This is a genomic window from Exiguobacterium sp. HSB13 (genome assembly GCF_056764755.1).
Genome location: NZ_JBUZOM010000001.1, coordinates 1,844,537 through 1,864,829 on the forward strand (window position 1 = coordinate 1,844,537; position 20,293 = coordinate 1,864,829).

Below are 20,293 nucleotides of genomic sequence, written 5' to 3' on the forward strand. Positions count from 1 at the left end.
TTTTTCACTTCTTTCTCAGTATATCATAAAAAAAGAGCCAGCTTCACTGAAGTCTCCTTCAATGAAACTGGTTCGATATTATGCGTGTGAGGATTCTTGTAATTCTTCAAGCAACGCTTCGATGAAATGCTGTGCATTTTGCGCTGCGATCGAACCATCGTTCGTTGCTGTAACGACTTGGCGCAATGTTTTTTCACGTACGTCACCAGCAGCAAAGATGCCTTTGATGTTCGTTTCCATCGCTTCGTTCGTTACGACGTAGCCTTGGTCGTTTAAGATCCCGAGATCTTGGACGTAACCAGTGATTGGGTTCATCCCGATGTAGATGAAGACTCCATCGATCGGATGCGTCGTCACGTCAGCTGTTTTTGTATTGATCAGCTCGATACCGCCGACTTTCCCGTCTTGTTCGTTAATCTGTTTGACCGTATGGTTCCAGATGAAGTCGATTTTCGGGTTGTCGAACGCACGTTTTTGAAGAATTTTTTGAGCACGGAGCTCATCGCGACGGTGTACGATCGTGACTTTTTTCGCGAAGCGTGTCAAGTAGACACCTTCTTCCACCGCAGAGTCGCCTCCACCGATGACGAAGAGTTCTTTTTCTTTGAAGAACGCGCCATCACAGACGGCACAGTATGAGACACCGCGACCGCCGAGCTCTTCTTCACCCGGTACGCCGATTTTTTTATATTGTGCACCGGACGCGATGATGATCGCCCGTGCGTAGTAATCTTTGTTGTGTGCATGAATCGTTTTGTATGCTTTACCGTCTTCGATGCTTCGAACGTCTCCGTACGCATATTCTGCGCCGAATGCTTTCGAGTGGTCGAACATTTTTTGTGAGAGATCGGGTCCGAGGATGCTATCGTATCCTGGGTAGTTCTCGATATCTTCTGTGTTCGCCATCTGACCGCCCGGAATCCCGCGTTCGATCATCAATGTCGAAAGGTTCGCACGTGATGCATAAAGTGCGGCTGTCATCCCAGCAGGTCCTGCCCCGATGATGATGACGTCATAAATTTTTTGTTCTGTTTCCGCCATGATTCCACCCCATTTTTTAAATTCATTGTAGTTTGAGTATAGGTGAGAATCGCCTAAACGTCTAACACTTTGCTTGTAGCGGTGCCAGCATCCGTTCATGTGTCCGGATCATCGATGCGACGTGATCGAACGAACAATCGACAAGCGATGCACATTCCTCGATCAACATCCCGTCCCGTAAATCATGGAACAGATAGAGGAGCGATGCAGCCGATGCTTCGATTGAATCGAATGACTCGCCGCTTAAGACGAGTTGTGCGAAGCGTTCATAAAAATCACCTTCAAGACTCATTCGTTCTTCGTCTGAAACGAATCGTTCCGCAAGACGGATCGTCTGTAATGCCCGGTGAATGCGTTCATCCACGACATCAGTCCGACCCTCCATCTCGATGACTATCTGTTCTGTCAATAAGAGGACGTCTTCGCGGTCCGTCACTTCCGGCATCATCGATAACGCAAGCCGTGCCTCGGCATCGTTCAGTTTACCAAGGAGAAGTGCCGTAAAGATCCGTGAAACATCATCTTCCGTCTTCAACGCTTGGATGAGTGCTGAGCGAAATTGGAGGTTGTGGCGGATGTCATACGTATCCGTCTCTTCCTTTAACGCTTGTGCTTCGTCCGACTTCAAGAAAGCAGCCGCTTCTTCGACGTGTCCCGTCTTATAGGCAGAGATCGATAACCAGTGACCAAAGAGTGGGTCTCCCCGGTAACCGCGACGCTCGAGCAACTTCAACTCTTCATAAGCGATATCGTACCGTCCGATGATCGCTAAAGTTGATGCGACCTTATAACGTGTCTCAAGGTGCACGGAACGGACGTGTTCGAGCTGACGGGAGAGACGGTGCGCCTCTTCGTCCTGACCCATCTCGTGTAGCAAGACGAGCGTGTTACAAAGGGCATGCAAATTCCCCGGATTCCCTTCAAGGACCCGTTCGAGGGAAGCGAATGCCTGATCGTTCTCTCCTAAATAGAACTCGACGATCGCGAGGTTGTTGTAGGCAGGCCAGAACGTCGGGTACTGGGCAATCAATCCAGTCAACGTCTCCTGTGCCGCGAACAGCATCCCTTTATCGATCTGGCGTTGTGCCTGACCATGCAGACGAATCAATTCATCCTCTTCGTCGTCTTCCATCTCTTGTTCAAGATCAATCAGTTCCACGAGTGCGGCCGATGCCTCCGCGTGTTTGCCGTTTGGTGCTTGCTCTAAATATTCCATCGCATGTTGTCGCGCTTCTTCATAAAGTGAGACGTGTGCGTAGTTATTCGCTAAATAAAAGAGTGCTTCCGTATTTGATGCGTCGAGTGCACGTACTTGTTTCAAGACATCATTCGCATGATTGATTTCTCCTGTCTCGAATAAGACACGGGCATAACGGAGCAAATAGCGGATGTCCGCTGGCTGAAGTGTCGTCGCCTCATCTAGATGATAGACGGCTTCATCCAGTCGCCCTTCCCGGTGCGCCTTCCGTCCGCGGAAATAAAAAAGTTCCGCTTGCCGCGCTGTTATCGCAAAGGGGTCTGCTTTGTATTTGGTTAATTCCATCATGATTCAAGCCCCCATAAATAGTAAACTGGTTTCGTAGTTGCAGACACAAGAATACCCTATCTCTAGGAGGCATGCAACAGAAAAAAACGCCGGAGTTCATCCCCAGCGTTTCGCATAAATCGATTCCAGTTCCTTGTAATTCTCTAAGCATTTTCGTACAAAAGCATCCGTCTCTGGATTCAGTCCTTCAAGACGTGCCACGTCCTTGTCATATGCTTGCCGTAAGCTCGTCGCATAATCCGGAATCTCTCCGTCATATGCATAAACGACTGCGGGCGAAACCGTGATCTTTTCGTGCTTATGCAAGGCGGTCCGGATATGGAAGAGCGGGACATCGACTTGGTTCGGCTGGTGAAGATCCCCTTGAACAGGATGCTTCTCGACAGCCAACACCTCAACGACGAGACCTTGTGGACGTTCGGCGAATAATCTTCCGAAATACTTTCCTGTCTTATACGTAAAGCGGATGTGCGTCATCTTTTTTCCTTCTTCCTTCTCACAGTTTTGTCACATTTCATGCCGGCGAAGCGGCTGACTCGAGACCCGTTCGTTCGGTGCAATGTCCCGGTGAACAACTGATCCGGCACCAACGACGGCACCATCTCCAATCGTTACACCCGGTAGGATCGTCACGTTCGCACCAATCAAGACGTTGCTTCCGATGACGACGTCGCCTAAGCGGTACTCCGTCGTCAAATATTCATGACAGAGAATCGTCGTATTGAAGCCGATGATCGTATTGTCACCAATCGTGATCCGCTCCGGGAACATCGTGTCCGGCATCACCATCAAGGCAAGTGCCGTCTTCTCCCCGATCTTCATCCGCAGACATGTCCGGTAAAGCGCGTTCTTGAAACGAAGCGACGGAGCAAACCGACCGATCGTGATGATCGTAAAGCACCACATCACTTTAAAAAACGACACCGTCCGGTACATGTGCCAGAGTGGATTCGTCGTTCCGACCTGAAACCGATCAGTTCGCCGTGCCATTTTGTTCCTCCAGCCAAGCAGCAAGATGATCCATCGAATCAATGATGACGTCCGGCTCGAGGGCTTCTAAGTACGCGCGTCCTTTGATCGCCCAACCGACCGCGACTGTCTTCAGTCCCGCGTTCTTACCACCGAGAATGTCCGTATCGTTGTCACCGACCATGATCGTTTCGTCTGCTGTTGATCCAAGCAACTGCATCGCTTTTTCGAACGGCTCGACGGCTGGTTTTTCTTCCGTTACGTCGTCGGCTGCGATGACCGCGTCAAAGAGTGACGTCAATCCGAACAACTCGATACCGCGGAGGGCGACACGACGACTCTTCGACGTCACGACCGCCATCTTGTATCCTGCTTCATGCAGACGACGTAATCCGTCAAGCACACCTGGATACTCGAGCACGAGCGCGTCATGCATCGCGATGTTGTAGCTCCGGTAAAAGGCGACCATCTCTTTCCACTCTTCCGCATTCATCGCCGAGAATGATTTTTCAAGCGTCGGACCGATGAACGGAAGCAGTTCTGCTTCCGTGAACGTCCGGTCCGGATAATAGTAACTGAGCGTATGCTCGAAGCTTTTTAAAATCAATGGATTCGTGTCGATCAACGTGCCATCTAAGTCAAACAGTAGCGTGCGAATCATCGATTACTTCGCCTCCTTTTTTGAACCGTCCAAGTAACGAACGGCGTTGCGGCGAACGACCATCATGATCACACCGAAGATGATTAGACAGATCGAGACGATTTGCGCCGTCCGGAGTCCATCCCCCATCAACAGACTGTCCGTCCGGAGACCTTCAATATAGTAGCGTCCGATCGAATACCAAACGAGATAACCGAGGAAGACATACCCACGGCGTGGATTGAACTTCATCCGCCAGACGATCAATAGAATGACACCGATAATGTTCCAGATGCTTTCATAGAGGAACGTCGGTAAATAGTATGTTCCATCAATGTACATCTGATTGACGATCCAGTTCGGCAAGTGCAACGTATCTTGTAAGTACGACCATGTCGTCTCGCCACCGTGTGCTTCTTGGTTGAAGAAGTTGCCCCAGCGTCCGACCGCTTGACCGAACAAGAGCGATGGTGCCAAGATATCGGCGATTTGCCAGAACGAGATTTTTTTCTTACGCGTATAGATAATGACCGTCAAAATCGCCCCGATGATCGCACCGTGGATCGCGATCCCACCTTGGCGAATGTTAATGATTTGGTCGAGATGTTGACTATAGTAGTTCCACTCGAACGCGACGTAGTAAATCCGGGCACAGATGATACTGATCGGAATCGACCAGATGACGACATCAACCGCATACTCTTCGTTGAAGCCGATCCGCTTCGACTCGAAGATCGCAATCAGGAGACCGACGACCGCACCGAGTGCGATGACGATGCCGTACCAGTAAATCGGTACAGGACCGAGTTCGATCGCCACGCGGTCAAACGTTGGTTGTACAGAGGCTAAAGTTCCCATCAAAGACCACCATTCCCATCTTCAATTGCTTGCGCGAGACGTCCCGCGAATTCTTCTGCTGTGTTGATGCCCATGTTCTTCAGACGATAGTTCATCGCTGCGACTTCGATGATGACAGCAAGGTTTCGTCCGGGACGAACCGGAATCGTCAGGAACGGAATTTCCGTATCGATGATTTGGAGTGTCTCTTGATCGAGACCGACGCGGTCATAGACTTTCGATTGATCCCAAATCTCGAGGTTACAGACGAGGCTGATCTTCTTATGCGAGCGAACCGCACCTGCACCGAACAACGTCATCACGTCGATGATCCCGATTCCACGAATCTCAAGCAGATGTTGAATCAACTTCGGTGCTGTCCCAACGAGAATCCCGTCACCCGTTTGACGAATCTCAACTGAGTCATCTGCCACTAGGCGGTGACCTCGCTTAACGAGTTCGAGTGCCGTTTCCGATTTACCGACACCACTTGCCCCTTTGATGAAGACACCGACACCATAGATATCGACGAGGACACCATGCATCGCCGTCGTTGGTGCAAGTTCCGCTTCGAGGAAGTTCGTGATCTGTGACTCGACCGATGTCGTATGCCCTTTTGTCGTCAACAGTGGCACGTTCGTTTCGTCCGCGGCTTGGATGATCGCTTCCGGTACTTCGAATCCACGTGTAATCAAGATACCAGGTGTTTCATCCGTACAAAGGACGTTCGCTCGTTCGCGTTGTTCCTCGTACGTTAAATTATTGAAGAACGTCAATTCTGTTTTTCCGAGAATCTGGAGACGTTCTGCCGGGTAATAGGCATAGTAACCGGCAAGCACAAGGCCAGGTCGGCACAAATCAGCCGTCAGAATCGGGCGATGTAAGCCCTCTTCTCCCGTGACGATGTGGAGATTGAATTGTTTTACGATTTCAGCTGTTCGCACTTTTGGTTGCACGCTTCGTCAGCCCCTTTCACTTGAAGTATTGTACCATATTTTTATTCGATTCATGGAATTGGATTAGAAGCATGATTTCTTGGGAATGGAATAAAGAGTTAATATTTTGAAGGAGGTTTTGCCGTGATGTCAGGCGGTGGTATCGGATTGATTTTAGTCATTATCTTATTTGCGGTTCTAGCGATTGCTGGTTTCGTCTATCTCATCATCTCACTAATTGATATGTGGAAAGCGTATTCGCGTAATCAAGATCAAACTGCCCTCTTATTCTTCATCATCTCAATCATCGGAATCTTCATTAGTGGTTCATTCATCTCCTACGTCCTCGCGATCATCTTCTATTGGAATCGCGCACGCGGAAAGAGTTGGCTCGGAATCGGTCTGATTCTCGTTTCGATCGTTCTTGCAATCATCGGTGTCTTTGCCTTACTCTCGTTCGGTTACGATATGAATAATATCGAGAACATGAATTTCGACGAGCCGATGATGGATCAGGACTACGATTATTGATGTAAGCTACATCCATCCTTTTCAGTAAGGATGGGTGTTTTTGTCTATGCAGATGACGAAGCTCCGCTCGCGTGACTCCTACAGGAAAAAGCGCTGTCAGAGACAAATGAGACCCGGCTACTCGTTCCTAGAACGACGTAGCTGCGGCTTGTGTCTCGCCTGAGGAAAGCACGCAAAGCGGATAAGACGTCATAAGAAAAGCGCAACCCCTTTTTCAAGAAGTTGCGCTAGTATGCTTATAAAGCTTGTGGACTGAGGTGAACACCATGTGTAACCGAAATCGTACCTGTCTTCGTATCCGCTTCAACCTCAATTTTTGGTGAGCGACCGCGACCTGAGACAAAATGGAGTTTCCGGTTGACGATCTCTTTTTGATCCCGGATTAATTCCATGTCATCGAGGTTGCAGTTGAGACCACCGAAGTTCGTCTCAAGCTCCCCGTAGACTTCAGCGCCGTGTGGCAACATCAAAGCGATGCTTCCAGCAAGCGACGACGCTTTGACCTTCGCATTTTGCGCTGTCTTCAGCTCGCAGCGGACGTTTCCGTTCGCTGTTTTCAGTTCTGAACGTTCGAAGACACCTGTCGTGATGATTTGTCCATTAGCTGTCTTCGCCTTCAAGACTTTCAACTCCGACTCTTCGATTTCAATCGAACCGTTCGCTGTCGATACTTTGACATCCTCACTGAACAGATCGCGGACGTTGACTCGACCGTTCGCTGTCATCAGTTGAGCAGATGTCGTATCGAGTGACGTCAACGAAATCTCCCCGTTCAGCGTCTGTAAGACGAATGATTCGTAATGACGGCGTGGTACTTTCAGATGGACTGTCGCCCGGACACTCTTATCCTTCAAACGAATCGAGAGTGTGTTGGCCGAGACTGCGTGTTGCACAGCGGCTTGAAGTTGCTCAAGCGCCTGTTCTTCCGTCACCTGTTGGCGGCGGAGCGGGCGTCCTGTCACCGTCAATTCGCATTCTTCGAGATCACTCGGTTCGACGACCAAGTTCGCATTGAACAGATCGACGTGAACCGTCTCACCGCTAAACGGGAATTGTTTGACGTAGGTGACGTTCGGACCGGACGCCTGATTAAGCGAAAGATCACTGTCCTTGATCCGGCTGACGAGATTATCGAACGCTGACATGACTTTCGTCGTCAGCGAATCGACGGAATACTGGTCGACCCGATCATATTGTTCTGGTTCATCGACGTACTTATGTTCACTGGCAGAAGTTGCACGTTCGTCGATCGCTTCGAGCCGCTCGAGTTTATCGAGTGCCTCATCAATCGTTAACTTTCCTTCTTTGACTTGCTCCAATATCAATTGACGCATATCTTGCTTCATGAACCGTTCCCTCCTATTCTTGAACCTCAAACGTGTGTTACATGATACTTTCGTTTAAGTTCCCTTAGTTCCTTCCTACGAATCCTCATCCACAAAAGTTTCACGATTCAATTCGTGCCGCATCGCGTTCAAGGACAGGTGCGAGGTATCGGCCCGTGTAGGATGCTTCGACTTCAGCAATCTGTTCCGGTGTACCGGCAGCAACAATCGTTCCGCCACCGTCGCCACCCTCTGGTCCTAAATCAATCAAGTAGTCGGCCGTCTTGATGACATCCAAGTTGTGTTCGATAACGAGCACCGTATCACCATTGTCGACGAGACGTTGTAAGACTTTCAAGAGACGCGCGATATCGTGGACGTGGAGTCCTGTCGTAGGCTCATCGAGAATATAGATCGTCTTCCCAGTCGAGCGTTTATGCAACTCGGACGCTAGTTTAACACGTTGTGCTTCCCCGCCGGACAGTTCCGTCGCGGGTTGACCGAGACGCATGTACGTCAGACCGACGTCAGCGATCGTCTGTAATTTACGCGTGATCTTCGGAATGTTCTCGAAGAAGGCGAGGGCATCTTCAACCGTCATCTCAAGGACATCAGCAATCGTTTTGCCTTTATATTTCACTTCGAGTGTTTCGCGGTTGTAGCGTTTCCCGTGACAGACTTCACACGGAACATAAACGTCCGGTAAGAAGTGCATCTCAATCTTGATGATGCCGTCACCGCGACACGCTTCACAACGTCCACCCTTGATGTTGAAACTGAAACGCCCTTTTTTGTAACCACGGAGTTTCGCTTCGTTCGTCGAAGCAAAGACGTCACGGATGTCATCGAAGACACCGGTATACGTTGCTGGGTTCGAACGTGGTGTCCGACCAATCGGCGATTGATCGATGTCGATGACCTTATCGATTTGGTCAAGACCCGTGATCCCTTTATGGGCACCCGGTTTTTCTTTCGCCCGGTTCATCTCGTGCGCAATCGTCTTATAGAGAATTTCATTGATCAACGTCGATTTTCCGGATCCCGAGACACCGGTGACAGCGACGAACAGACCCAGCGGAATGTCGACATCGACGTTCTTCAAGTTGTTTTCCGATGCTTTGTGGATATGAAGCATCCGACCGTCTGGCTCTTTGCGTGTCGACGGAACAGGAATGAACTTCTTCCCGGACAAGTATTGACCAGTCAACGAGTTCGCATCCTGCATCAACTCTTCCGGTTTCCCGGCTGCCGTGACGAATCCACCGTGATCGCCGGCACCAGGTCCGATATCGATCAAGTAGTCGGCTGCCATCATCGTGTCTTCATCGTGTTCGACGACGATCAACGTGTTGCCGAGATCACGCATCGCCTTCAGCGTATTGATCAGACGATCATTATCACGTTGGTGTAAACCGATCGATGGTTCATCGAGAACGTAGAGGACGCCCGTCAGACGCGAACCGATTTGTGTCGCAAGACGAATCCGTTGCGCTTCCCCACCGGACAATGTCCCCGCTGCGCGTGAGATCGTCAGGTAATCGAGACCGACGTTCTCAAGGAACGACGCCCGTTCGTGAATCTCACGAACGATCATCCGCGAAATCGTCTGATCCTTCTCACTCAATTTCTCCGGCAGTTCGTCGAAGAACATAACCGCTTGTTTGACGGACATCTTCGTCACTTCACCGATATGGTGATCGGATACTTTGACGGCGAGCGATTCCCGTTTTAAGCGGTGTCCTTTACACGTCGGACATGCTTTCTTCGCCATGTAGCCTTCCATCTGTTCCCGAATATAATCAGACGACGTCTCCTTGAAACGACGTTGTAAGTTATTGAGGACCCCTTCGAAGTAGAGGTTCGTATTTCGGACCATCCCAAAGTCGTTCTCATAACGGAAGTGAATCTCTTCCTTCGTGTTTCCGTTCAAGATCGTTTCGCGATGTTCTTCTGACAATTGTTCGAACGGTGTATCCATATCGATCTTGAAGTGGTCACAGACCGCTTTGAGTAATTGTGGATAATACTGCGAGCTCGTCGGTTCCCACGCTACGATTGCCCCTTCGTTCAATGACTTATCGGGATGCGGTACGACAAGATCAACATCGACCTCAAGCTTCGTTCCGAGACCATCACATGACGTACAAGCACCAAACGGTGAGTTGAACGAGAACATCCGTGGTTCGAGTTCGCCGATTGAGAAGCCACAAATTGGACAAGCATGATGTTCACTGAACAACAATTCGTTGCCGTCCATCGTATCGACGATGACCCGACCATCCGCGAGGCGAAGTGCAGTCTCAAGTGAGTCCGCAAGACGGGCTTCGACGTCTGGTCGCACGACGACACGGTCGACGACGACTTCGATCGAGTGTTTCTTGTTTTTCTCAAGCGTGATCTCTTCGGCGAGATCCATCGTCTCTCCGTTGACACGGACGCGGACGAAGCCTTCCTTCTTCAAATCGTCGAGCACCTTGACGTGCGTTCCTTTTCGTCCGGAAACGATTGGCGCGAGGATTTGCAGACGCGTCCGCTCCGGCAACTCCATCACTTGGTCGACCATCTGGCTGATCGTCTGGCTTGAAATCTCGATTCCGTGATTCGGACAAATCGGTTTACCAATTCGTGCGTACAACAGGCGCAAATAGTCATAGATCTCTGTGACCGTTCCGACCGTCGAACGTGGGTTTTTACTCGTCGTCTTCTGGTCGATTGAAATTGCTGGACTCAGTCCTTCAATCGTGTCGACATCCGGTTTATCCATCTGTCCGAGGAACTGACGGGCATAGGCAGATAAACTTTCGACATAACGCCGTTGTCCTTCCGCGTAAATCGTGTCGAAGGCAAGCGACGATTTCCCTGACCCGGACAAACCCGTCAAGACGACGAGCTGATCGCGGGGGATTTCGACATCGATGTTTTGTAGATTATTGACGCGAGCGCCTTTGATGATAATCTGATTCTTCTTTTCTCCCAACTTAGGCACCTGCTTTCAATTCTAATATGAGGTCGCGGAGCTCAGCAGCTCGTTCGAACTGCATGTCTTTCGCCGCTTGACGCATCTCTTGGTCGAGCTGCTCAAGCAACGTTTCGCGCTCCGGTTTTTTGAGTTTGTTGAACTTCTCGAGTTTTTCGACGGTGTCGTCGCTCTCGATCGTCGTACTGATGACACCACGAACATCTTTTTTGATCGTCTGCGGCGTGATGCCATGTTCTTCATTGAACGCCATCTGGATCGCGCGACGGCGTTCCGTCTCATCGATCGCCCGTTGCATCGAATCGGTAACTTTATCGGCAAACAAGATGACGTGTCCTTCCGAGTTCCGAGCCGCCCGACCAATCGTTTGAATCAGCGAACGATCCGACCGCAAGAACCCTTCCTTATCGGCATCAAGAATCGTCACGAGTGAGACTTCCGGAATATCGAGTCCTTCTCGTAATAAGTTGATCCCGACGAGGACATCGTATTTCCCGAGTCGTAAGTCACGGATGATTTCAATCCGTTCCAGCGTCTTGATCTCCGAGTGCATGTAGTTGACCTTGACACCATTCTCTTTCAAGTAATCGGTCAAGTCTTCTGCCATCTTCTTCGTCAGTGTCGTCACGAGAACACGTTCGTTCTTCGCGACCCGGTCACGGATGTTATCCATCAAGTAATCGATTTGTCCCGTGATTGGATGAATCTCAATCGTCGGATCGACGAGGCCGGTCGGACGAATGATTTGCTCGACCATCTCTTTTGAATGTTCGAGTTCATATGGTCCTGGTGTCGCTGAGATATAGATTGCCTGACTGACTTTTTCCTCGAACTCCTCGAACCGTAACGGACGGTTGTCTTTTGCCGATGGAAGACGGAAGCCGTGATCGACGAGGACTTGTTTCCGTGCCTGGTCTCCGTTATACATCCCGCGAATTTGCGGCAGTGTGACGTGCGACTCATCGGCAACGAGCAAGAAGTCCTTCGGGAAGTAATCGAGCAACGTATACGGCGTTGCCCCTTCTGGCATCAAGTTCAAATGACGCGAGTAGTTCTCGATTCCGGAGCAATAGCCCATCTCACGCATCATCTCGAGATCGTAGTTCGTTCGTTGCTCAAGGCGTTGCGCTTCAAGTAACTGATTATCTTCGCGTAATTTCGCAAGCTGCACTTCCAGTTCCTTCTCGATGTTCGCGATCGCTTTCTGCAGACGGGTATCCCCCGTCACGAAGTGGGACGCCGGGAAGATCGAGATGTGCTCGCGGTCCGCGACGATCTCACCTGTCAGCGGATCCATGTCACGAATCCGTTCAATCTCGTCACCGAAGAACTCGACTCGGACACACTGTTCGTCGCGTGACGCCGGGAAGATTTCAACGACGTCTCCCCGGACACGGAAGCGTCCACGCTGGAAGTCGATGTCGTTTCGCTCATACTGAATGTCGATTAAACGACGGAGCATCTCGTTCCGCCCCATCTCATTGCCGACACGCAGTGACAAGACGTGGTTGTTGTACTCTTCCGGGTTACCGAGACCATAGATACACGAGACAGACGCAACGATTAAGACGTCCTCCCGTTCGAACAGGGCGGACGTCGCCGAGTGACGTAGTTTATCAATCTCGTCGTTGATCGAAGAGTCTTTCTCAATGAACGTATCCGTCGATGGGACATACGCTTCCGGTTGGTAATAATCATAAAAACTAACGAAGTATTCGACCGCATTGTTCGGGAAGAATTCCTTGAACTCCGAGTAGAGTTGTCCCGCTAGTGTTTTGTTGTGGGCAAGGACGAGCGTCGGTTTCTTGATTTCCTTGATGACGTTCGAGACCGTGAACGTCTTCCCGGTACCGGTCGCCCCAAGCAACGTCTGATGTCGTTCGCCTTGTTTTAGCCCAGTCACCAATTTTTTGATTGCCGTCGGCTGATCACCGCCTGGCTCAAATGGTGAAACGAGTTCAAATTCCATCGTTTGCTTCCCCCTCATCACGTAAAAAATCTATTTTTATTGTACCACTTTACGAACAAACATTCGATTATGAAGTGCTCCTTTTAGGAAGTTACCCTTTTTTTCGAAAATGCAAAAGTTTCTTTTTGCTTCGAGTGTTGATCCTCGATTTTTCTGCCGACAAAAAAATCCCCGTCACGGCTGTTCCGTGACAGGGATGTACTCGTTAATGCAAGGACCGCACTTTAGTGCGACCATGGACCGGCTCGTTGACGAACAGAATACCAAGTTCATGATGATCTTGTTCATAGAAGGCACGTTGCGCAAACCGGATGTCGCCGTTATGGTTCATGACTTCAAGACGCAGATACGGTTTGTGTTTTTGGATGGCTTCGTAGAACGATGTTTCCGAATCGACCTTCTCACCATTGACTTTATAAATCGCTTCGCCCGGAATCAAGCCCATCTCGGCAGCTGGTTTATCAGGTAGCGTCCCGAGAATGACAGCACCACGCGTTCCATTGAGGAACAATGGTGTCTGTGCCCGGTTCAAGCGTTTGACCCGCTGATGCAATAGGATATGCAGAACGAGCAACAAGACGATCCCGTACAGCCATTCAGCTTGTCCGGTGACGTATGCAAGAACCGTCAATAGAATCGCGACGAGACTCGTAATCAAACGTCCTTGAACGAGCGGACGCATCAATTCTTTCGGCAACTTACCCGTAAAGAGGAAGCTGAAGCCGATCGGTAACCAGAGAACGATCGGAACGAGCTCTGGGAAGCTGTAACGTGGCCACCAGGCTTCAAGCACGTCGCCCGGAACAAAGACGAGCAAAGGCAATAGCCAAAGTTTATTCGCTGACAGCCCACCGATGAAGCGACCACGCTTCGAGACGACGAGTGACGGTGACAGGCGCCGTTGCCCACGCCACCAGACGAGTAGACATTCCGCGACGAGCGTTAACGTCGCAAGCAATAAAATCATTTTCGGCTCAACCGTTCGAACTGGATCAAGACGTGAATCCATTAGGAACCAGCCGGCAAGTCCAAGCAAGACGATCGGCCAAAGCGGTACGTTTAAGCGGACGATCCCGACCAACAGCAAGACGCTCGAGAGTCCAAGTAACAACAGAGCGTATTGCGGCGTCAGCGTCAATCCGAGCCAGCCACTGACGACGGATAAGACGAGACCAACGAGTAACCCTGGTAAAAGTGTTTCGAGGACATCGCTTCGTTTTCCGTGTGTCCGGGAGCGGAACAATCCACGTTCCCGTTTGACACGCCGGATGCCGATGACCCAACTGACAAGGAGTGCTAACCACAAGGTCGGACTGGCGATGAGACTAATCGCGGTCCAACCAATTTCATCGAGTAATTCCACGCGCATTCAGACCTCTTTCCATTCCTTATTATTGAGCAGCGACCTCGAGTGCTTTTTTCCGCTGGACGTCATTTTTGTCGTCTTCGAGTTTCTTCAGGAGACGTGTCTCCATCTCACCCGCTGTCTGCTGATCGATTTTTCCAGTGACGTCGAGTTTCGCATCCTTTTGCAAGGCTTCGACGGCTTGTTTCATCGTGTCACCGAAATACCCATCCTGTCCTTTTGGCTCGTAACCGATTGCTTCAAGGACGAGGTGAGCGTTTTCGACCGATTTACCGTAGTCACCGACTGCAAGTGACTTCTGATCAGTCAGGATCTTCGTGACGTTGAAGTACGCTGGTTGCTTGACTTCGATCGTCGGTTCGACCCCTTTTTTGTGGATCCAGTTGCCGTCCGGCGTCAGCCATTTGTTCGTCGTCAACTTCAAATCACTACCGTCCTTCAAATCATACGCACTTTGAACGATGCCTTTACCGAACGATTTCGTACCGACGACCTCAGCCCCGGCACCTTCCTTCAGACCGGCTGCCAGAATCTCAGAGGCTGACGCTGATCCGCCGTCTTCGAGCACGACGATGTTATAAGGTTTCTTCTCGTCTGCCTTCCCGAATTCCTGCTGCCGCTCCCCTTTATTGTTCTCGACTTGATAAATCGGAACGTCCTTCGGAATGAACGGTGCAATCATGCTTGAGACAGCCGTCAAAAGACCGCCCGGATTCCCACGAACGTCGATGACGAGTCCATCGATGTTCTGACTCTCAAGTTTCGCGAGCCCCTTTTCGAACTCTTTAGCCGTCGGTTCTGAGAACTGCGTCACTTGCAAGACACCAATATTCTTCCCGTTAACGTCCTCAGTCGACGTATAGACCGTTTCGATCGGAATCGTATCCCGTTTGATCGTGATGTCCATCGCGTCTTGTCCACTGCGCTGAATCGTCAGGACGACGTTCGTTCCTTTTTCACCACGGATTTTCTTGACCGCTTGATCCGTCTTTTGCCCTTTCGTCGACTTGCCGTCGATTTCTAAGATGACGTCACCCGGTTTGATCCCGGCTTTTTCAGCAGGTGATCCCTTAATCGGTGAGACGATGACGATCGACTCGCCCTTTTGTTCAAGTGTCGCACCGATCCCTTCGAACGAAGACGATAGATTCGTATTGAACGATGCCGTCTCCGACTCATCCATATAGACGGAATACGGATCGTCAAGCACTTCCGCCATGCCAGACAACGCACCGTCCAGCAGTTCTTTATCCGTTACGTCCTCTAGATAGTTCTGTTCGATCATTTGACGGACCTGATCGACTTTTTTCCAATCACCCGACGCATTCGCCGACGACGATGACGTCGAGACAGAATCCGTTCCGCCAGCCGCTAGCATCCCGACGGCGCCTGCCCCTAAACCAAGCCCGAAGGTACTGACCGCGATGACTGCTGTTGTAGATTTTTTCACGCTTGATTCCCCACTTCCATTAAAAAACGCAGTATTTTTTTCAGTATAGCAAAAAAAGATAGGTTACCCTATCTTTTCGGTATTCTATGGGATGTCAAAAGATGTACGGTGCCGGATCCACTGCATTTGGTTGTCCGACCGCCCATTCTCCCTTATGCAATTCGAAATGCAGATGCGGTCCTGTTGACCAGCCAGTTGAGCCGAGCGTCCCGACCGTTTGACCTGGCATGACCGTTTGACCTGCAGACACACTGATCGAGTCGAGATGCGCATAGACGGTCGTATAGACCTGTCTGTCAATCAAATGCGTCACCATGACGACATTTCCGTACCCGGTCGCACTACCGGCACGGAGGACGATCCCACCGGCTGCCGCATGAATCGGAGTCCCTTTCGCATTGACGAGATCGATGCCCGTATGCAGCTCCGGCTTCCCTGTCAATGGATTGTTCCGCGGACCAAATGGTGACGAGACATAGCCTTTGACTGGTAAGTGAAATGGTCGACTGACGTCGACATCAACACTCGTATCCGGTGTTGCACTTGGCGTCTCAGTCTCAGGAACCGACGTCTCTGTTTTTGGTGTCTCTGCTTTCGGCGCCTCTTTCTGTTCCTGTTGCGCTGCTGCCTCTCGTGCAGCTTCAGCAGCTTCCGCTTGACGTTTGGCTTCTGCTGCCCGCGCGGCTTCTTCGGCTTTCCGTTTCGCCTCTTCTTTGGCTCTCCGTTCCGCTTCTTGCAAGGCGATCAATTCGTTTTGGATCAGACGACGCTGATCCGCAAGAATTTCCGCCTCTTCAGCTTTCGAGAACTGCTCTTGTTGTAGTTCCTTGACCTTCGTGTTCAACTGGACGACGAGCTTCCGCTTCAAATCAGACTCCGCGATAATCCGCGTCTGAAGCACGAGTAACTTCCGTTGTTCCTGTTTCATGCTCTCCAGTAATAACGCTTGTTCCGAGCGCTGTTCGTTCAGTTGCTTGACGTTCGCCTTATAGGCTTGCAAAACATTATCATCTTGTTTGATGATCTCGCTGACCGTACTGAAACGCGAAATCAAATCACCGAAGTCCTTCGCGTCGAGCAGGACCTCGATATATTTGACGTCTCCTTTTTGCTGGACGGCACGCAATCGGCTTCCGAGCAAATCTTCTTGTTGATGCAGTTCCTTCAACGTCTCGGAAATCGCTTCTTCCGTCAGACGCAATTGTTCTTTAGATGCAGCAACAGCCGCTTGTTGATCGGCTATTTTAAGCGCTAAATCATCCAAACGGCTGTTGACTTCATCCAGTTGCGCACGGGCTTCCTTGCGCTCCTGTTTCGTCAAGATTAACTTCTCTGATGTCTGATTCTGTGATCGTTCCGTCTCTTTCAGACGGCTTTCGACCTCCTGTTGTTCCTTCAGCAAATCTTCTTTCGACGTGGCATCAACGGACACACTAGTTCCAATCAAAGCTAAGCTCAGGACGGCAGAATAGAATCGGACTTTCATGAGAAGCATCTCTCCTCTATTTTATTTTTGAGTGAATCACTTAAATCTTCAAGAAACGACCGAGTGATGTCGTAGATCCCCATACACCGATGAATGCACCGAGTCCGAGTAGGATCAAGACGACTTGTGCCGACAGTTCTCCTGGCGGAATCAGCGAGAAGATTCCCGCATTCACGGTAGCAAGTTGCGGTTGGATCGCGTTGTATGAGACTTCGTAACCGAAGTAGACGACGACGATCGGGATGATGGCACCTAATATGCCCATCAATAACCCTTCGACGAAGAACGGTGCACGGATGAATCCGTTTTTCGCTCCGACGAGGCGCATGATCTCGATTTCCCGGCGACGGGAGAAGATCGTGACTTTGATCGTGTTCGAAATGAGGAACATTGCCATGAATGTCAATCCGACGATCAGGATGATTCCACCGATCCGAACTCCTTCAAGGAAGTTAAACATCTTTTTAACATAGTCCTTACCATATTCGACACTATCTACATTTTCCATTTTTTTGATGGAATTTGCAAGTGTTTCTGTCTCTTTTGGTGAGGTAGCTTTGACGATATATCGGTCGTGAAGCGGGTTATCCTTTTCAACCGACTGATAAGCTTGTGAGCCTTCGCCAAGTTGCTCCTTGAAGCGGTCCAGTTCTTCTTCTTTCGAACTATAACGAACAGAGTTGACACCCGGCATCTGCTTGAGGGAGTCACCCACTGCATCAATCTTCGACTGGTCTGCTTCCCGTTCGACGAACACTTGGATTTCAACGTCTTTTTCGACGTTATCGGAAATCTTGTTGACGTTGAACATGAGCATCGCGAATATTCCTACGAGAAGTAAAGTAACGGTAACAGCACTGACAGAAGCGAATGTCATCCAGCCGTTCCGGACGAGACCTTTTGCCCCTTCCCGTAAATGACGGAATCCATTAAACTTCATAGCCGTACATTCCTTTCTCTTCGTCTCGGACGATTTTTCCTCCATCGATCGCTAAGACACGATGACGCATCTTGTTAACGATATCCCGGTTGTGTGTCGCCATTACGACCGTTGTCCCACGGCGATAGATTTCTTCGAACACTTCCATGATCTCCCATGCTGTATCCGGGTCCAGGTTCCCAGTCGGCTCATCGGCGATGACGAGTGACGGACGATTGACGATGGCTCTCGCGATCGAGATCCGTTGTTGTTCGCCCCCAGATAATTCGTCCGGATAGTTGCGCTCTTTATGCTTGAGTTTGACGAGATCGAGGACTTCGAGGACTTTCTTCCGGATTTGTGCTTTGTCTTCTCCTACGACTTCTAGCGCGAAGGCGACATTTTCATAAACCGTCAAGGACGGGAGTAGTTTGAAATCTTGGAAGATGACGCCGATTTGGCGACGAAGTTCGGGGATTTGACGGTTTTTCAACTTACCGACTTCGATTCCTTTAAATAAAAATGAACCGCTCGTGGGTTTCTCTTCGCGGTACATCATTTTCATGAATGTTGATTTACCCGCACCCGACGGACCGACGATATAGACGAATTCGCCTTGATTGATCGTCAAATCGACCTCACGGAGTGCCGTGACGCCGTTCGGATAAATCTTACTGATTCGTTGCATCTTGATCACGTACTTCACATCCTTACTTATTTACTGATGCTGAATGGATAGGTCTAAAAACCTACCGACCACCATTATAACAGGGACAAAATTGAACGCACATTACAATCAAATGTCATTTCAGGCGATTATACCACAAAAAAGAGGCACGAATGACGAACACATGTCGTGTGTGTCATCTCGTACCCCATCATATCCCATAATTACTTTTTCTCAGCGAGCCAGTCAGCAACGGCAACGATTTCTTCATCCTCTTTGAGGATTCCAGCAGGCATTTGCCCTTTCCCGTTCTTGATGATCTCTTGAATCTCTTCTGAAGAGTACTTCGAGCCGACCTTCGTCAGGTTCGGTCCGACATTTCCTTCAAGGTTGTTCCCGTGACACGATGCACAGTTGTTCGCGAAGATTTTTTCTGCATCGACGGCTGTTTCCGTCTTCGACGAATCATCGTTCATCGTCGACTCTTCCTTCGTACTTGACGAATCGCTAGAGCTTGAATCGTCACTGCCGCCACATGCTGCGAGCGCAAGTGTCGTGCCTAACCCTAACGCGAGTAACAAGTTTTTCAGCTTCATCCGGATATCCCCCTCTTGTAAGTATCTGCAAAAACACTTCTGACCTAGTTAGAGTATAACCGTTATCCGGAAGAGTTAAGCGTGATTTCACAAAAACTTCACGCGTTAGGAACAATTACGGCACATTCCGGTAGCGTTTGTCGTCCGTAAAACCAAGTCCCAGTACTTCATGGGCTTCACTGACGACGAGAAACGCCGACGGATCGATATGTTTGACGATCTCTTTGAGCGTCGTAATCTCCCCTTGACGGACGACGACCATCAGCATCGGTTTCCGTGTCCGTGTGAACGCACCTGCCGCCTCGATCTCCGTCGCCCCGCGATCGAGCGTCTCGAAGATTTCCTTCACTAACGCTTCCCGTTGATCGGAGATGATATAGGCGAGCTTGTCGTTCGTGATCCCGAGCTGAACGACGTCGATCATCTTGATCGTGATGAATAGGGCGACGAGCGCATACAATCCAATCTCGAGCGAGAAAATCGTCGCCGCACTGATGACGATCGTTCCGTCGAGCAAGGCGATACAGAGATGAAGCGGCAATTTCGTGAAGCGATGCAAAATTTGCGCAATCAAATCCATTCCGCCAGTCGACGCACGTCCCCGGAAAATCAGACCGAGCCCGATCCCGACACCGGCGCCGCCGAAGATCGCGGCAAGCATCGGATTCATCGTCGCAGCCGGAACATCGAACCGTTCGTAGACGAGGATGACGACCGGTAAAAAGATTGAACCGACGAGTGATTTGACACCAAAGCCCATCCCGAGGATCATCCACCCGATTGCGAGCAAGACGACGTTCGCGACGAGCTGGAACAAGCCTGGTGAGATCCCGAACAAATCGTTCAAGACGATTGATAAGCCACTGACGCCTCCTGAGGCGAGTTGATTCGGTGCTAAAAATAAACTAAAGGCACTTGCGACGAACAAGGACCCGATTAACAAATACGCATAATCGCGCACGACTTCCTGACGTGTCGATGTCATGACATTCCATTTCCCCTTATCGATTGATTCTCGTGTTTCATTTTAGCGGAAAAG

Annotated in this window: 18 protein-coding genes; 1 reads left to right on the top strand and 17 read right to left on the bottom strand. The window is 50.1% G+C overall.

The genetic code is table 11. The features are described from left to right. Window positions 1–78: 78 nt before the first annotated feature. The 7 genes from trxB to hprK form a co-directional block, all read right to left on the bottom strand. A complete protein-coding gene (gene trxB, locus ACZGCQ_RS09790; RefSeq protein WP_023469225.1) occupies window positions 79–1,041 on the bottom strand; it encodes a thioredoxin-disulfide reductase in 963 nt (320 codons plus the stop codon). A gap of 61 nt (window positions 1,042–1,102) precedes the next feature. Next, window positions 1,103–2,587 (bottom strand): tetratricopeptide repeat protein, encoded by a 1,485-nt coding sequence (locus tag ACZGCQ_RS09795; RefSeq protein WP_047393317.1) that lies wholly within the window; start codon window positions 2,585–2,587, stop codon window positions 1,103–1,105. A 96-nt stretch (window positions 2,588–2,683) separates the two neighbouring features. Further along, window positions 2,684–3,064, bottom strand: coding sequence for a sporulation phosphorelay system protein KapB (gene kapB / locus ACZGCQ_RS09800; RefSeq protein WP_023469227.1), 381 nt, complete (start codon window positions 3,062–3,064; stop codon window positions 2,684–2,686). Window positions 3,065–3,094: 30 nt separating this feature from the next. Then, the gene (locus ACZGCQ_RS09805; protein WP_035396297.1) at window positions 3,095–3,577 is read right to left on the bottom strand and encodes an acyltransferase; all 483 of its coding nucleotides are present in this window, start codon (window positions 3,575–3,577) and stop codon (window positions 3,095–3,097) included. After that, entirely contained in the window at window positions 3,561–4,217 is a 657-nt protein-coding gene (gene ppaX, locus ACZGCQ_RS09810; RefSeq protein ID WP_481266128.1) for a pyrophosphatase PpaX, read from the bottom strand. The genes ACZGCQ_RS09805 and ppaX overlap by 17 nt, the downstream gene beginning before the upstream one ends. Window positions 4,218–4,220: 3 nt before the next feature. After that, window positions 4,221–5,054, bottom strand: a complete 834-nt coding sequence (gene lgt, locus ACZGCQ_RS09815) for a prolipoprotein diacylglyceryl transferase (RefSeq protein ID WP_214807646.1) — start codon at window positions 5,052–5,054, stop codon at window positions 4,221–4,223. Further along, the gene (gene hprK, locus ACZGCQ_RS09820) at window positions 5,054–5,989 is read right to left on the bottom strand and encodes an HPr(Ser) kinase/phosphatase (RefSeq protein WP_035396292.1); all 936 of its coding nucleotides are present in this window, start codon (window positions 5,987–5,989) and stop codon (window positions 5,054–5,056) included. The genes lgt and hprK overlap by 1 nt, the downstream gene beginning before the upstream one ends. 126 nt (window positions 5,990–6,115) lie before the next feature. Here hprK and ACZGCQ_RS09825 point away from each other — a divergent pair, with 126 nt between their 5' ends. Beyond that, on the top strand, window positions 6,116–6,499 hold the full coding sequence (locus ACZGCQ_RS09825; RefSeq protein ID WP_481266129.1) for a hypothetical protein: 384 nt from the start codon (window positions 6,116–6,118) through the stop codon (window positions 6,497–6,499). Between the two features lie 236 nt (window positions 6,500–6,735). Here ACZGCQ_RS09825 and ACZGCQ_RS09830 read toward each other — a convergent pair whose 3' ends face one another. From ACZGCQ_RS09830 to ACZGCQ_RS09875, 10 genes are all read right to left on the bottom strand, one after another. Further along, window positions 6,736–7,845 (bottom strand): DUF4097 family beta strand repeat-containing protein, encoded by a 1,110-nt coding sequence (locus ACZGCQ_RS09830; protein ID WP_149427770.1) that lies wholly within the window; start codon window positions 7,843–7,845, stop codon window positions 6,736–6,738. A 100-nt stretch (window positions 7,846–7,945) separates the two neighbouring features. Beyond that, on the bottom strand, window positions 7,946–10,801 hold the full coding sequence (uvrA, locus tag ACZGCQ_RS09835; RefSeq protein ID WP_133207887.1) for an excinuclease ABC subunit UvrA: 2,856 nt from the start codon (window positions 10,799–10,801) through the stop codon (window positions 7,946–7,948). 1 nt (window position 10,802) lies between these two features. Continuing rightward, window positions 10,803–12,770, bottom strand: coding sequence for an excinuclease ABC subunit UvrB (gene uvrB / locus ACZGCQ_RS09840; protein ID WP_481266130.1), 1,968 nt, complete (start codon window positions 12,768–12,770; stop codon window positions 10,803–10,805). Between the two features lie 205 nt (window positions 12,771–12,975). Beyond that, complete coding sequence (locus tag ACZGCQ_RS09845; RefSeq protein WP_481266131.1) at window positions 12,976–14,139, bottom strand: PDZ domain-containing protein; 1,164 nt, start codon at window positions 14,137–14,139, stop codon at window positions 12,976–12,978. Window positions 14,140–14,161: 22 nt separating this feature from the next. Then, the gene (locus ACZGCQ_RS09850) at window positions 14,162–15,586 is read right to left on the bottom strand and encodes a S41 family peptidase (protein WP_481266132.1); all 1,425 of its coding nucleotides are present in this window, start codon (window positions 15,584–15,586) and stop codon (window positions 14,162–14,164) included. 94 nt (window positions 15,587–15,680) lie between these two features. Continuing rightward, window positions 15,681–17,072, bottom strand: a complete 1,392-nt coding sequence (locus tag ACZGCQ_RS09855) for a murein hydrolase activator EnvC family protein (protein ID WP_481266133.1) — start codon at window positions 17,070–17,072, stop codon at window positions 15,681–15,683. A gap of 40 nt (window positions 17,073–17,112) precedes the next feature. Further along, window positions 17,113–18,012 (bottom strand): permease-like cell division protein FtsX, encoded by a 900-nt coding sequence (gene ftsX, locus ACZGCQ_RS09860; protein ID WP_058704575.1) that lies wholly within the window; start codon window positions 18,010–18,012, stop codon window positions 17,113–17,115. After that, a complete protein-coding gene (gene ftsE / locus ACZGCQ_RS09865; RefSeq protein WP_035410018.1) occupies window positions 18,002–18,688 on the bottom strand; it encodes a cell division ATP-binding protein FtsE in 687 nt (228 codons plus the stop codon). Before ftsE ends, ftsX begins: the two co-directional genes overlap by 11 nt. Before the next feature lie 194 nt (window positions 18,689–18,882). Further along, window positions 18,883–19,254, bottom strand: a complete 372-nt coding sequence (gene cccB / locus ACZGCQ_RS09870) for a cytochrome c551 (protein ID WP_208796364.1) — start codon at window positions 19,252–19,254, stop codon at window positions 18,883–18,885. Between the two features lie 115 nt (window positions 19,255–19,369). Then, on the bottom strand, window positions 19,370–20,239 hold the full coding sequence (locus tag ACZGCQ_RS09875) for a YitT family protein (RefSeq protein ID WP_023469242.1): 870 nt from the start codon (window positions 20,237–20,239) through the stop codon (window positions 19,370–19,372). Between the last annotated feature and the right edge of the window lie 54 nt (window positions 20,240–20,293).